We start from the raw sequence: 14,327 nt of genomic DNA on the forward strand, positions 1-14,327 counted from the left end.
AACCAAGACTGCCCGGCGTTTCGCCCCCTGCGCAGTCTGGCAGGGGGCGAAACGCCGGGCAGTGATCGGCTTCGGCTTCGCGGGGGTGCCGGGCCGGGGGCCGGGGCGACTGGGTGGATGCTCGCGGCTAGTGGGCCGCGTCGCCGTCCTTCGCCTGTTCGTCGGCCGCGAGCGTGCCGAGGTAGAGGGCGATGACCTTCGGGTCGTTGAGCAGCTCGCGTCCGGTGCCCGTGTACGCGTCCTTGCCCTGGTCGAGCACGTAGGCGCGGTCGCAGATCTGCAGGCAGCGGCGCGCGTTCTGCTCGACCATGATGACGGAGACGCCGGCACGGTTGATCTGGCGCACACGCAGGAACGTCTCGTCCTGACGGACCGGGGAGAGGCCTGCCGACGGCTCGTCGAGGAGCAGCACCGACGGGTCCATCATGAGGGCCCGCGCCATGGCGACCATCTGCCGCTCACCGCCGGAGAGGGAGCTCGCGCGCTGCTTGCGGCGCTTCCCGAGCTCGGGGAAGAGGTCGGCGACGAACTCGAACCGCTCGTTGAAGACCTTGGGCCGCAGGAAGAGCCCCATCTCGAGGTTCTCCTCGATCGTGAGCGACGGGAAGACGTTGTTGTTCTGCGGCACGAGCCCGACGCCCTTGGCGACGAGCTTGTCGGCGCGCAGGCCCGTGATGTCCTCGCCCTTCAGCATGACGCTGCCGCCGCGGATCTTGATCTGCCCGAAGATGGCCTTGAGCACCGTCGACTTGCCGGCGCCATTGGGCCCGATGATGCCGATGAGCTCGCCGGGGTAGGCGTCGATCGAGCATCCGTTGAGGATGTTCACGCCGGGCAGGTAGCCGCCGACGAGGTCGATCGTCGACAGCACAGCGTCGCTTCTGGGGGTCGTCGCTGTCGCAGAACCGGATGCGTTTGGCGTCGTCTCGCTCATTTGCTGTCACTCTCCGTCGTCTCGGTCCCGGGCTTCGTCTCGGCGATCTCCTCGGCGATCGTGGTCGTCCCGAGCACTTCGGCCTCGTACTCGGCCGCCGCTTCGACGCCCTGCTCCTCGGCGATGCGCTCGACTTCCAGCTCCTGGATGTCGAGGTCGCCGAGGTCCTGGTCGTGGTGCGCGCCGAGGTAGGCGTCGATCACGGCCTGGTCCTTCATGACCGTCTCAGGCGGGCCCTCCGCGACGATCTGGCCTTCGGCCATGACGACGACCCAGTCGGAGATGTTCGTGACCATGTGCATGTCGTGCTCGACGAACAGCACCGTGGTGCCGTCGTTCTTGAGCTCCTTGACGTGGCCGAGGAGCGACTGCACGAGGGCCGGGTTGACGCCGGCCATGGGCTCGTCGAGCATGATGAGCTTCGGGCTGCTCATGAGGGCGCGGGCCATCTCGAGGAGCTTGCGCTGTCCGCCGGAGAGGGACGCCGCGTAGTCCTCGCGCTTCGCGTCGAGTTTGAAGCGGGCGAGGAGCTCGTCGGCCTTCTCGGTGATCTCCTTCTCGCGGTCGCGCCAGAGCGGCTTGAACAGCGCGCGCAGCATGCCCTCGCCGCCCTGCTGGTCGGCGCCGAGGAGCATGTTGTCGAGCACCGTCATGCGTCCGAGGGACTTCGTGAGCTGGAAGGTGCGGACCATGCCGGAGCGGGCCACCTTGAAGGCGGGCACGTTGGCGAGGGAGGTGCCGTCGAACGACCACGTGCCCGTGTTGGGCTTATCGAAGCCCGTCAGCAGGTTGAACATGGTGGTCTTGCCGGCGCCGTTGGGGCCGATGAGCGCCGTGATCTTGCCGCGCGGGATCTCGAGGTGCTGCACATCCACGGCCGTGTTGCCGCCGAACTGGCGGGTGACGCCGTCGGCGATGACGATCGGGTCGACCTTCTTGCAGCCGGGGCCGACCTTGCCGTCGACGAACTCGTGGGTGGGGAGGATGCCCGTTGGGGGGCTCGTCTGCTCAGGCACTGAAGCTCAGCTCCTTCTTGTTTCCGAAGATGCCCTGGGGTCTGAAGACCACCAGCAGCATGAGCGCGATTCCGACGATGATGAAGCGCAGCTGGCCCGCCTGCGTCGTCGAGAGGAAGGTGATCGCGCCCGATTCGATCGCGCCGTACAGGATGCCCTGCGTGAGCGAGAGCACGACCCAGAAGATCATCGCTCCCACGATGGGCCCGAAGATCGTCGCGGCTCCTCCGAGCAGCATGATCGTCCAGATGAAGAACGTGAGACCCGTCGTGTAGTTCGCGGGTTGCACGGCTCTCGGCAGGATGAAGATGATGCCGGCGAGGGAGCCGAGGAGGCCACCCGTGATGAGGGCCTGCATCTTGTAGGCGAAGACGTTCTTGCCGAGGCTGCGCACGGCGTCCTCGTCTTCGCGGATGCCGCGGACGACGCGACCCCACGGGCTGCGCATGAGCGCCCACACGAGGAGGGTCGCGAGGATGACGAGGCCCCAGCCGACGATGCGGGTCCACCAGTCGTAGGCGTTGTAGGTGAAGGGACCGAAGCCGTAGGTGCCGTCGGGGATCGGGTTGATGGCCGCGAAGGTGCCCTTGAAGCCGTTCAGGCCGTTGGCCGCGCCCGTCACGGGGGTGAGGCCGGTCGTCGTCACGATGTACCGCAGGATCTCGGCGGAGGCGATCGTGACGATGGCCAGGTAGTCGGCGCGCAGCCGCAGCGTCGGGACGCCGAGGATGAACGAGAAGACGATCGAGACGACGATGACGCACAGCACGGCGGCCCAGATGGGCCAGCCGAGGCTGATCGTCGGGATCGCGAACGCGTACGCGCCGAGCAGCATGTACGCGGCCTGGCCGAAGTTGAGGAGGCCGGTGTAGCCGAAGTGGATGCCGAGGCCGATCGCGGCGAGCGCGTAGGCAGCGGTGGTGGGGCTGAGGAGCTCGCCGATGGCGTTGCTCAGGATGTTTGACCAGTCCATGGTTCGTCTCCTAGCCGACTCGCTCGCGGCGGCCGAGAATGCCCTGGGGCCTGACGAGCAGGACCAGGATGAGGATGAGGAGCGCCGCCGCGTACTTGAGGTCGGCGGGGATGAAGAGGGTCGAGAGCTCGACGAAGATGCCGACGACGAGCGAGCCGACGAGGGCGCCGTAGGCGGAGCCGAGGCCACCGAGGGTGACGGCGGCGAACATCAGCAGGAGCACCTGGAAGCCCATGTCCCATGAGGATTGGCGGTAGAGGGCGAGCATGACGCCGGCGAGGGCGGCGAGGCCACCTGCCGTGGTCCACACGATGCGGATGATGCGGTCGACGTTGATGCCGGATGCGCTTGCGAGCGACGGGTTGTCGGACACGGCTCGTGTGGCCTTGCCGACGCGGGTGCGCGTCAGGAACAGGGCCACGAGGAGGAGCGTGACGATCGAGATGCCCATGCTGAGGAGCGAGCCCGTCGTGATGCGCACGGGGCCGAACTCCACGGCTCCGCTGAGGCCCACCGAGCTCATCGGGAGGATCGCCCCGCCGAAGAAGAACTGGTAGAGGTAGCGGAGTGCGAGGCCGAGGCCGATGCTCACGATCATCGCCGGGACGAGGCGCACGCCGCGCTTGCGGAGCGGCTTCCAGAGGGTCGCATCCTGGAGCCAGCCGAAGGCGGCGCCGAGGATCACGACGACGATGATGGCGACGAAGATGTTGAGCCCCATGACGACAGCGAAGAGCCAGGCCATGAGTCCGCCGAAGGTGACGAGCTCGCCGTGGGAGAAGTTGTTCAGCCCGGTGGTGCCGAAGATGAGGGTGATGCCGATCGCGCCGAGCGCGATGAGGAGGCCGAAGTTGAGGCCGGCGACGAGGCGCTCGATGAGCTGCGAGCCGAAGTTGCTGCTCTGCCTCGTGTCCTCTCCGAGTGCGAAGAGGCGTCCGACGTTGGTCGTCGACCATTCGTCCTCGGTGACCTCTGCGGTGGCGCCGTCCTCGTTCCGCAGGTCGATGCCGTCTGGCAGGGTCTCCGTGTCGAGCGTGACCGTGTAGTTGCCTGGGCCTGGGACGGGCACGCGCCAGCGGCCGTCTTCACCCGACTCCACCGTCTCGGAGTAGCCGTCGCCGTCGACGGTGAGCGAGACGCCCGCGACGGGTTCTCCCTCGTAGTTGAGGATGCCGCTGATCGAGTACGGCGACTCCTCATCGACGGGGTCGGCTGCCGCGTTCGCGGGGCCGGCCATCGCGAAGACGCCGAGGAACGCAAAGAGCGACATCGCGAGTGCTGCGAGCATTCGGTGGGTTCGGGTGAGCCGGGAACGCCGGGCGGTCGCTGAGCGCGAACCGGCTGGCGTGAGCGGACTGGGGAGAAGGGGCACGGAGTACCTCCAGTGCGAGTCGGGCTGGGCACGACGACTGAACGAGATTCTGGAACTGCTATTTCTGCAAGCGAGGATTCGCCACTCTGCGAATCTACGGATGGTTTGTATCGGCAATGTTTCACTGCCGCTACACACGATAGCCGTGCGGAAGAGGCTCTGCTCGCAGCCAGGAGCCTCAGCGCGCAATTTTGTTCTACGTCACCACAAATGTGGTGCCTCAGCACGGCACAGTGTGCCGCCACATCCAAGATCTCCGATTTGTGAAGATGTCTTTCGTCTCCGGCGTGTCACCGACCGGATGGTGCCCCCGCCGCGGCACTGAGGCCCGCGGGCGTGTGCTCGGGACAGTGGAGTGCGCGCTCGCCGCAGTCCGCACAGGCGACGAAGCGTTCCCTGCAGGAGGGGTCGCTGCAGTTCTGGGTGCGGTGCGTGGGCCTCTCGCATTCGCGGCAGCGGCCGAGGACGTCGGTGTCGGGGCCGAACTCGAGGTGCTCGCGAGCGTCGAAGACCGCGAGGGAGCCCTTCCAGAGCCCCTCGTTGCCGAACTGCTCCGCGTATCGGACGATGCCGCCGTCGAGCTGGTACACCTCGTTGAAGCCGCGCTTGAGCATGAGCGCTGAGAGGACCTCGCAGCGCACGCCACCCGTGCAGTAGGTGACGACGGGCTTCGACTTGAGGTCGTCGTACTTGCCCGATTCGAGCTCGGCGATGAAGTCGCGGGTGGTTCCGGTCTCCGGAACGATGGCGCCCTCGAAGCGGCCGATCTGCGCCTCGATCGCGTTGCGGCCATCGAAGAAGACGATCTCGTCGCGCGATTCGACGAGTGCGTGCAGCTCGTCGGGTGCGAGGTGGGTCCCGCCGCCCTTGACGCCGTGCTCGTCGACCTCGAGCTCGCCCGGCGCCCCGAAGCTGACGATCTCGTCGCGCACCTTGACGCTGAGGCGTGGGAAGTCGAGGCTCTGTCCCTGCTCGTCGAGGCCGGTGCCCTCCGACCACTTGTAGTCGGCGTCCTTGAAGGCCGCGTACTCCCGGGTGGTGCGCACGTAGCGCTTGAGCGCGTTCAGCTCGCCGCCGAGGGTGCCGTTGATGCCGTCCTTGGAGATCAGGATGCGCCCACGCAGCCCCAGGGACGCCGCGAGGTCGCGCTGCCAGAGGCGGATCGCCTCCGGGTCGGCGAGGGGCGCGAAGGCGTAGTAGAGCACGATCTTGGGGACAGCCATGAGGACGATTTTAGGTGAGGGGCTCACACCGAATGTCCGTGGGTCTGCGTACCCTTGCCGCATGCCAGATCGGGTCATGTCGCTCTATCGGCCGGCGTCACCGGTCGATGTGCAGCAGACCCTGTCTCCCCTCATGCGGGGCAGGCGAGATCCGACGTGCTGGGTGCATCCGGTGTCGCGGGACGTGTGGCGCACGTCCCACACGCTGGCGGGAGGCGCGACCACGGTGTTCCGCCAAGCCCGGGAGGGGGTGCGGGTCGTGTCGTGGGGTGCGGCCGCCGAGATCGCGGTCGACGAGGCTCCCACGCTGCTGGGCCGCGACGACGACTGGAGCGAGCTCTGCCTCGACGCCCTGCCGGAGCTGGCGGATGTGCGGCGACGGAACGAGGGGCTGCGGCTCCCGAAGTCGGGCGCGGTGTTCGAGGCGCTGAGCGCGGCGATCATCGAGCAGAAGATCACGGGCCTCGAGGCGCATCGCGCTTGGGACATCCTGCACCGCGACCACGCCGACGCGGCGCCAGGGCCGGCCGGTCTCGTGCCGCGGCACCTGCGCCTGCCGCTCACGCCGGAGCAGTGGCGGCGCATCCCGAGCTGGGACTGGCACCGGGCCGGCGTCGACTACTCGAGGTCCGGCACGGTGATCCGCTCGGCGACGGTCGCGTCGGCACTCGAGCGCACGAGCGGCCTGCCGACGGGGTCGGAGGAGCCGCTCCGTCGTCTTCGCTCGATCGTGGGGGTCGGCGTGTGGACGGCCAACGAGACCGTGCAGCGCTCGCATGGCGACCCTGATGCCCCGAGCTTCAGCGATTACCACATCCCCAACATGGTCGGGTGGGCGCTCGCGGGCTGCGACGTCGACGACGACGGCATGCGGGAGCTGCTCGAGCCGTGGCGCGGACACCGCGAGCGGGTCGTGCGGCTCATCAAGCTCGCGGGCAACCCGCGCCCGAAGCACGGCCCCCGTATGACCGTGCAAGACCACCGCTCCCACTGAGCTCTGCGCCCGGCGTCGACGTGCGCTGACCTTTTCGAGAGGCGTTCGCCCACGGCTGACGGGGTTTTCAGCAAACTTTCTGGCACTCGATGGGGCAGAGTGCTAATTTTCTGCTCAAGGAAGTTGACACCAGTCGACTCAAGTTCACCGCACCGTCTCGCGCTGACGAGCGTGCGTACAAGGAAGGGAAAACGACATGGCACGCGTCTTCGATCCGTTCCAGGAGATGGAACGACTTTTCCAGGGAGCACCGAACAGCCCGCGTTCGATGCCCATCGACCTCTACCGCGAGGCCGACCACTACATCCTCACCGCCGACCTGCCCGGCATCGACCCGAGCTCGATCGACGTCGACCTCGACGGCCAGCAGCTGACGATCCGCGCCGAGCGCAGCACGGTCAACGCCGAGGGCGCCAAGTGGCTCGTCCGTGAGCGCAACGGCGGCAGCTACCTCCGCCAGTTCACGCTCGGCCAGGGGCTCGACACCGAGCGCATCGCGGCGAGCTACGAGCACGGCGTGCTGACCGTGACCGTGCCGGTCAGCGAGCGCGCGAAGCCGCGCAAGATCGAGGTCGAGAGCGGCACGAAGGTCGAGACCATCCAGGCCTGAGCGGCCCGGTGATCACCGCTTCGTGATGTGACCTCTGTGACGCAGTGAGGGGCAGCGCCGACTGGCGCTGCCCCTCACTGCGTCGGTAGGTCTGTGGGTCTGCGCTCGTCCTCGACTCGCGCTCGCGCCTTCGTTCGCGTCAGGCGGCGTGGAGTCCCGTTCCTGCCTCTTCGGTCTCGCGGGCGAGCTTCGCGGCCGCAGCGTAGCGGGTGCGGAGTGCCGCGTCGGGGGCGGGCTCGAGGCGAGCGATGGTCTCGACGGGCCAGTCCGGACGTGTCCCGGTCGCCACCCAGGCAGCCTGGCGGGCTGCACCGTCGGCGACGTACTCACCGGGTGCCGGGATCTCGACGGGCACGTCGAAGAGCGTCGGCGCGACGGCGCGGACGCCCTCGCTCAGCGCGGCGCCGCCGATGAGCATGACTCGCTTCGCCTCGACGCCGAGCGCACGGTGGGCGTCGAGTGCCTGCGCGAGGCTGCCGAGCATGCCCTCGACTGCGGCCCTGGCGAGGTTCTCGCGGGTGAACGATCCGCGGGTCATGCCGAGGAGCGACGCGGTCGCATCCGGCAGGTCGGGGGTGCGCTCGCCGTCGAGGTACGGCACGAACGCGAGACCACCAGAGCCGACGGGTGCCGATGCGGCGAGCCGACCGAACTCCTCGTGGTCGACGCCGAGGACCTCGGCGGTCGTGTCGATGACGCGAGCGGCGTTGAGCGTCGCGGACAGGGGAAGGAACGCTCCCGTCGCGTCCGCGAACCCGGCCAGCCCACCGCGGGGGTCGACCACCGGTCGGTCGGCGACGGAGAAGACGGTGCCTGAGGTGCCGATCGAGACGACGACGTCGCCCGGACGCGCGTTGAGACCGAGCGCCGCACCAGCGTTGTCGCCGGCGCCCGCGGCGACGAGTGCGCCGGCCGGTGTCTTCCCAGCGACCTCGTCCGGTCCGAGCACACGGGGCAGGATGGCGTCGTGGCCGAGCGCCGCGATGAGCAGCTCGCGGTCGTAGTCGAGCGTGAACGGCGACCAGTAGCCGGTCCCCGACGCGTCGGAGCGGTCGGTCGTGAGCTTCGTCAGGTCCGGGCCGAGGGGGCTCTCGCCTGCTGGGCCGTAGCCGAGGAGGCGCCACGTGAGCCAGTCGTGGGGGAGGGCGACGGCCGCGACGCGCGCCGCGTTCTCGGGTTCCGCATCCCGCAGCCAGCGCAGCTTCGTGATCGTGAACGAGGCGACGGGCACGAGTCCCGTGCGCTCGACGAGCGCATCCTGGCCGAACTCGGCGATGAGGTCTCGTGCTGCGCCTGCGCTGCGGGTGTCGTTCCAGAGGAGGGCGTCGCGGACGACGCGGCCCTCGGCGTCGAGGGCGACCATGCCGTGCTGCTGGCCGGCGACGGAGATCGCCGCCACATCGTCGAGCCCGCCGGCGGCCTCGGTCGCGCCCTGGACGGCAGCCCACCAGTTCGCCGGGTCGATCTCCGTGCCGGGGAGGTGAGCTGCGCGCCCCTGGCGGACGAGCGCACCCGTCTCCGCATCGCGGATGACGAGCTTGCAGCTCTGCGTACTCGAGTCGAAGCCGGCGACGAGCATGGTGGTCTGCTTTCTATAGGGCGAGTGCGGTGTTGAGGTTCAGGCGCTGGTCGAGCATGCACGACAGAGCTGGGGCGGATGCACGCGCGTGGTGAGTGCATCCGCCACAGCTCTGCGCGGGGGACGGGGGAACCCGTCAGTCGGTGGGACGTGGGCTAGCCGCGTGCACCCATGAGGTGCTCGAGCGCGAGCTGCTGCAGGCGCACGAAGCCGAAGCCCTTGCCGTTGAAGTACGCGTCGGCGTCGAAGTCCTCGAAGGCGGAGCGGTCAGCGAGGAAGTCGTCGTAGGTCTCGCCCTCGCCGAGCGTGTTCGTGGAGAGCTCGTCGACGCGGGACGCTGCGAGAGCCTCCTGCACCTCGGGGTCGGCGCGGAAGGCCGCCGCGCGTTCCTTGAGGAGGAGGTAGGTGCGCATGTTCGCGGCCGCCGACTCCCAGACGCCCGTCTCGTCCTCGGTGCGCGAGGGCTTGTAGTCGAAGTGGCGGGGGCCCGTGTAGGTCTGGCCGCCGTTGGGGCCGCCGTTCTCGAGCAGGTCGACGAGCGCGAACGCGTTCTGCAGATCGCCGTGGCCGAACACGAGGTCCTGGTCGTACTTGATGCCGCGCTGGCCGTTGAGGTCGATGTGGAAGAGCTTGCCCTGGTAGAGGGCCTGCGCGATGCCTGCCGCGAAGTTGAGGCCGGCCATCTGCTCGTGCCCGACCTCGGGGTTCACGCCGACGAGCTCCGGGCGCTCGAGGGTCTCGATGAAGGCGAGTGCGTGGCCGACCGTGGGGAGCAGGATGTCGCCGCGGGGCTCGTTCGGCTTCGGCTCGATCGCGAAGCGGATGTTGTAGCCCTTGTCGGTGACGTAGTCGCCGAGGAGGTTGACGGCCTCGCGGTAGCGCTCGAGGGCCTGGCGGATGTCCTTCGCGGAGTCGTACTCCGCACCCTCGCGGCCGCCCCACATGACGAACGTCTCGGCGCCGAGCGACGCGGCGAGGTCGAGGTTGCGGAGGACCTTGCGCAGTGCGAAGCGGCGCACGTCGCGGTCGTTGGAGGTGAAGCCGCCGTCCTTGAACACGGGAGCGGAGAAGAGGTTCGTCGTGACCATGGGAACCACGAGCCCGGTCGCATCCAGTGCGCCACGGAGGCGGGAGATCTGCGAGTCGCGGACCTCGTCACTCGAGCCGAACGGGAAGAGGTCGTCGTCGTGGAAGGTGAGGCCGTATGCGCCGGCTTCTGCGAGCTTCTCGACGACGTGCACGACGTCGAGGTCGGCGCGCGTCGGGCCGCCGAACGGGTCGGTCCCGTTGTAGCCGACGGTCCACAGACCGAATGAGAACTTGTCTGCGGGGGTGGGAGTCAGAGACATGGGAGTCCGTTCTAGGTATCGTCGTTGATAAGTTCCAGAGAGCAACATATAGCACTTCGTTGTGTCACTTCCACCACGAGTTCCGGATGAGACGGGGTTCGGATGGCGCCTGGGGCCAGTTTTGTCACGAATCTGACACGGGGTTGCACAACCTGACCCAAGTGGGTATATGTTTGGCGCGACAACTTAGGGCAACACATTTCAGAGAGGAAATGACCGTCATGTCAGCAACGAAGAAGTTGCTCGGTCTCGCAGTCGTTGGAGGCCTCGCACTCGGTCTCACCGCATGCGACGCGCCAGCAGACCCAGCAGCAACCGGCGAAGCAGGAGCAGCAGTCGAGGTCGAGAGCGTTGGCATCTCGATGCCCACCCGCGAGCTCGAGCGCTGGATCAACGACGGAGCGCAGCTCCAGAGCAAGCTCGACGAGGCCGGCTTCACGACCGACCTGCAGTACGCCGAGAACGACCCGGACACGCAGATCTCGCAGATCCAGAACCAGATCGCATCCGGAGTCGACGTGCTCGTCGTCGCCGCCATCGACGGCTCGGTGCTCGCACCGGTGCTGCAGGATGCGGCTGACGAAGGCGTCACGATCATCGCCTACGACCGCCTCATCAACGACACGGAGAACGTCGACTACTACGCGACGTTCGACAACTACGCGGTGGGCAAGCTCCAGGGCGAGTACATCGTCGACAGCCTGGACCTCGAGAACCAGCCCGGCCCGTTCTACCTCGAGCCCTTCGCCGGCAGCCCGGACGACAACAACGCCAAGTTCTTCTTCTCCGGAGCCTGGGACGTCCTCAAGCCGTACATCGACGAAGGCAAGCTCGTCGTCGGCTCCGGCAAGTCGCCGGCATCGAACGACGACTGGGCCTCGGTCGGCATCCAGGGCTGGGAGAGCGCCGGCGCTCAGGACGAGATGGAGACCCGTCTCGCCTCGAACTACGCCGACAAGAAGGTCGACGTCGTCCTCTCGCCGAACGACAGCCTCGCCCAGGGCATCGCGGAGGCGCTCGTCTCCGCCGGCTACACGCCCGGCTCCGAGTGGCCCATCCTCACGGGTCAGGACGCTGACAAGGCATCGGTCACGAACATCCTCGCCGACAAGCAGTCAATGACGGTCTGGAAGGACACCCGCCTCCTCGGCGACCAGGTCTTCGCCATGGTCGAGTCGCTCAAGGCGGGCACCGAGGTCGACGTCAACGACACCGAGAGCTACGACAACGGCGTCAAGGTCGTCCCCTCGTACCTCCTCGACCCCGAGGTCGTCACGAAGGACACCGTGCAGGAGAAGCTCATCGACAGTGGCTTCCTCCAGGCATCGGACGTCGGACTCTAACGAGTCACCGACACCACACTGAACGCGCTCGGGCTGGCTGTGCCCCCACACCAGCCCGAGCGCGCTTCTGTTGCAGCTCGCGCCCTCGAGGCGCAGCAGTGCCGAGCGGTGACGCTCGGAAAGTGAGACGGAGCAATGGTGCAAGACGACACAATCCTGAAGATGTCGAACATCGTGAAGGAATTCAGCGGTGTGCGAGCCCTCGCGGGCGTCGACATCGAAGTCCGTCGCGGCGAGGTGCACGGCATCTGCGGCGAGAACGGCGCGGGCAAGTCGACGCTCATGAAGGTCCTGAGCGGCGTCTACCCCTACGGCACCTTCGAGGGGACCATCGAGTTCGATGGCCGCGAGGTGCGGTACAAGACCATCAACGACAGCGAGCAAGACGGCATCGTCATCATCCATCAGGAGCTCGCCCTCAGCCCCTACCTGTCGATCGCGGAGAACATCTTCCTCGGCAACGAGATCCAGCGCTTCGGCGTCATCGACTGGGACGAGACCAACCGCCGTGCGGCGGAGCTGCTCAAGCGGGTTGGCCTCAACGAGAACCCCGCAACCGTCATCCGCGAGATCGGCGTCGGCAAGCAGCAGCTCGTGGAGATCGCCAAGGCGCTGTCGAAGGACGTGAAGCTGCTCATCCTCGATGAGCCCACCGCGGCCCTCAACGACGAAGACTCCGCGCACCTGCTCGGCCTCATCGAGCAGCTGCGCGAGCAGGGCATCACGTCGATCATCATCTCCCACAAGCTCAAGGAGATCCGGCGCATCGCAGACCGCGTCACGATCATCCGCGACGGGGCGACGATCGACTCGATCGACATGACCGAGCCGGATGCGACCGAGGGTCGGATCATCCGCGCCATGGTCGGCCGCGAGCTCTCCTCCATGTTCCCGCCCCGCGAGGCGGTCATCGGGGAGGAGAAGCTGCGCGTCGAGAACTGGACGGTGCACCACCCGGCCGACCCAAGCCGCAAGGTCGTCGACGACGTGTCGTTCCACGTGCGCGCCGGCGAGATCATCGGCTTCGCCGGCCTCATGGGCGCAGGCCGCACGGAGCTCGCCATGAGCATCTTCGGCCGCAGCTACGGCACGAACATCTCCGGGGAGGTGTACAAGTCGGGTCAGCTGATCTCCACGAAGACGATCAACGAATCCATCAAGAACGGCCTGGCGTACACCACCGAGGATCGCAAGCACCTCGGCCTCAACCTCATCGGCGACATCCAGGCCAACATCTCCGCGGCCGCCGCGAAGAAGGTCGCCCGTTGGGGCATCGTCGACGGCATCAAGGAGAACGGCGTCGCCGAGGGCTACCGCAAGTCCATGAACATCAAGACGGCGAGCGTCGCTACGCCCACGGGCAAGCTCTCCGGCGGCAATCAGCAGAAGGTCGTGCTCAGCAAGTGGCTGCAGACCGACCCTGACGTGCTGTTCCTCGACGAGCCCACCCGCGGCATCGACGTCGGCGCGAAGTACGAGATCTACGGGCTCATCAACAAGCTCGTCGAGCAGGGCAGGGCGGTCGTCGTGATCTCCTCCGAGCTCCCCGAGCTGCTCGGCCTCGCCGACCGCATCTACACGATCTCCGAAGGACGCCTCACGGGTGAGGTCTCCAAGGAGAACGCAACACAGGAACTGCTCATGCAGTACATGACCGCTGGAAAGGACGAGTCGTGACCACCACGAACACCGAGGCCGCGAACGAAGCAGGCACCCGGAAAGTGAGGATGTCGGTCGACGTCCGCCAGTACGGGATCCTCGGCGCACTCGCCGTCATCATCATCCTGTTCCAGATTCTCACCGGCGGGAAGCTCCTGCTGCCCGCGAACATCAACAACCTCATCCAGCAGAACGCGTACGTGCTGATCCTCGCGGTCGGCATGATCATCGTCATCATCGCTGGCCACATCGACCTGTCGGTCGGCTCGGTCGTCGCCGTCGTGGGTGCCATCACGGCCATCGCCATCACCCAATGGGGGCTGCCGTGGTTCGCGGCGGTGCTCATCGGCCTCGCGGCCGGGGCGGTGATCGGCATCTGGCAGGGATTCTGGATCGCCTACGTGGGCATACCGGCGTTCATCGTGACGCTAGCGGGCATGCTGCTCTTCCGAGGTCTCACTCTCGTGCTCCTCACGGGTGGAACGATCAACGCGCTGCCGGACGAGTTCGTCGCCATCGGCAAGGGCTCGCTGCCGCAGTCGATGGGCACGATGCTCGGCGGACACGACGTCGTCACGATGCTCATCGCGCTTGTCGTCGTCGCAGCCGTCATCGGAAGCCAGCTCCGCACCCGCGCACGCCGCAAGAAGCTCGACCTGCCCGTCGAGCCCGGGGCTGCCCTCATCGCGAAGCTCGCGATCGTCGCCATCGCAGTGCTCGCGTTCGCGTGGCTGCTCTCGGCGCACAAGGGCCTGCCGATCATCCTCATCATCCTGGCCGTGCTGATCATGCTCTACACGTTCATCCTGCAGCGCACCGTCTTCGGCCGGAACGTCTACGCCATGGGTGGCAACCTCTTCGCGGCCAAGATGAGCGGTGTGCGCACGGAGCGCGTCAACTTCCTCATCTTCGTCAACATGGGTGTGCTCGCCGCGCTCGCCGGCATCGTGACGACGGCCCGCGCAGGTGGCGCCGTCGCTTCAGCCGGCAACACCTACGAGCTCGACGCCATCGCGGCGGCGTTCATCGGTGGCGCGGCCGTGACCGGTGGTGTTGGTACGGTTATCGGCGCAGTCATCGGCGCGATGATCATGGGTGTCCTCAACATGGGACTCTCGATCCTCTCGGTCGACTCGGCCTGGCAGTCGGTCATCAAGGGCCTCGTGCTGCTGCTCGCCGTGGCGATCGACGTGCTCGGCAAGCGCCGAGGCGGACGCAGCTGATCGATCTCCGTCGCCCGCGCTGAACCCAGCGCGGGCGACGGAACGGCTCGGC

General features: G+C 67.3%; 12 protein-coding genes. 5 read left to right on the top strand and 7 right to left on the bottom strand.

Annotated elements, in window-relative coordinates:
• Positions 1-127: 127 nt before the first annotated feature.
• The 5 genes from C5E05_RS17920 to C5E05_RS17940 form a co-directional block, all read right to left on the bottom strand.
• Positions 128-934 (bottom strand): ABC transporter ATP-binding protein, encoded by an 807-nt coding sequence (locus C5E05_RS17920; RefSeq protein ID WP_104243553.1) that lies wholly within the window; start codon positions 932-934, stop codon positions 128-130.
• Positions 931-1,950, bottom strand: coding sequence for an ABC transporter ATP-binding protein (locus tag C5E05_RS17925; protein ID WP_181058078.1), 1,020 nt, complete (start codon positions 1,948-1,950; stop codon positions 931-933). The genes C5E05_RS17920 and C5E05_RS17925 overlap by 4 nt, the downstream gene beginning before the upstream one ends.
• Positions 1,943-2,923 (bottom strand): branched-chain amino acid ABC transporter permease, encoded by a 981-nt coding sequence (locus C5E05_RS17930; RefSeq protein ID WP_104300418.1) that lies wholly within the window; start codon positions 2,921-2,923, stop codon positions 1,943-1,945. The genes C5E05_RS17925 and C5E05_RS17930 overlap by 8 nt, the downstream gene beginning before the upstream one ends.
• 10 nt (positions 2,924-2,933) lie before the next feature.
• Positions 2,934-4,211, bottom strand: coding sequence for a branched-chain amino acid ABC transporter permease (locus C5E05_RS17935; RefSeq protein WP_104243549.1), 1,278 nt, complete (start codon positions 4,209-4,211; stop codon positions 2,934-2,936).
• Positions 4,212-4,585: 374 nt separating this feature from the next.
• Positions 4,586-5,518, bottom strand: a complete 933-nt coding sequence (locus tag C5E05_RS17940) for a rhodanese-related sulfurtransferase (protein WP_104342713.1) — start codon at positions 5,516-5,518, stop codon at positions 4,586-4,588.
• A gap of 61 nt (positions 5,519-5,579) precedes the next feature.
• Here C5E05_RS17940 and C5E05_RS17945 point away from each other — a divergent pair, with 61 nt between their 5' ends.
• A complete protein-coding gene (locus C5E05_RS17945) occupies positions 5,580-6,512 on the top strand; it encodes a DNA-3-methyladenine glycosylase (RefSeq protein ID WP_104307599.1) in 933 nt (310 codons plus the stop codon).
• A gap of 196 nt (positions 6,513-6,708) precedes the next feature.
• Complete coding sequence (locus tag C5E05_RS17950; protein ID WP_104243543.1) at positions 6,709-7,122, top strand: Hsp20/alpha crystallin family protein; 414 nt, start codon at positions 6,709-6,711, stop codon at positions 7,120-7,122.
• A gap of 139 nt (positions 7,123-7,261) precedes the next feature.
• On the opposite strand, the gene C5E05_RS17955 is transcribed toward C5E05_RS17950, so the two are convergent.
• Together C5E05_RS17955 and xylA are read right to left on the bottom strand one after the other, a co-directional pair.
• Positions 7,262-8,701 carry a xylulokinase gene (locus C5E05_RS17955; protein ID WP_104342714.1) on the bottom strand — a complete coding sequence of 480 codons (1,440 nt, stop codon included), beginning with the start codon at positions 8,699-8,701 and terminating at the stop codon, positions 7,262-7,264.
• A 155-nt stretch (positions 8,702-8,856) separates the two neighbouring features.
• The gene (gene xylA / locus C5E05_RS17960; protein ID WP_104243539.1) at positions 8,857-10,050 is read right to left on the bottom strand and encodes a xylose isomerase; all 1,194 of its coding nucleotides are present in this window, start codon (positions 10,048-10,050) and stop codon (positions 8,857-8,859) included.
• Positions 10,051-10,271: 221 nt separating this feature from the next.
• On the opposite strand from xylA, the gene chvE reads away from it, so the two are divergent.
• The 3 genes from chvE (at position 10,272) to mmsB (ending at position 14,275) form a co-directional block, all read left to right on the top strand.
• On the top strand, positions 10,272-11,393 hold the full coding sequence (gene chvE / locus C5E05_RS17965) for a multiple monosaccharide ABC transporter substrate-binding protein (RefSeq protein WP_104243589.1): 1,122 nt from the start codon (positions 10,272-10,274) through the stop codon (positions 11,391-11,393).
• Positions 11,394-11,555: 162 nt separating this feature from the next.
• Positions 11,556-13,070 carry a multiple monosaccharide ABC transporter ATP-binding protein gene (gene mmsA / locus C5E05_RS17970; protein WP_308471374.1) on the top strand — a complete coding sequence of 505 codons (1,515 nt, stop codon included), beginning with the start codon at positions 11,556-11,558 and terminating at the stop codon, positions 13,068-13,070.
• A 50-nt stretch (positions 13,071-13,120) separates the two neighbouring features.
• On the top strand, positions 13,121-14,275 hold the full coding sequence (gene mmsB / locus C5E05_RS17975; protein ID WP_104243587.1) for a multiple monosaccharide ABC transporter permease: 1,155 nt from the start codon (positions 13,121-13,123) through the stop codon (positions 14,273-14,275).
• Positions 14,276-14,327: the final 52 nt, after the last annotated feature.

Origin of the sequence: Pseudoclavibacter sp. AY1H1 (assembly GCF_002931055.1) — a bacterium.
Taxonomy (GTDB): Bacteria; Actinomycetota; Actinomycetes; order Actinomycetales; family Microbacteriaceae; genus Pseudoclavibacter.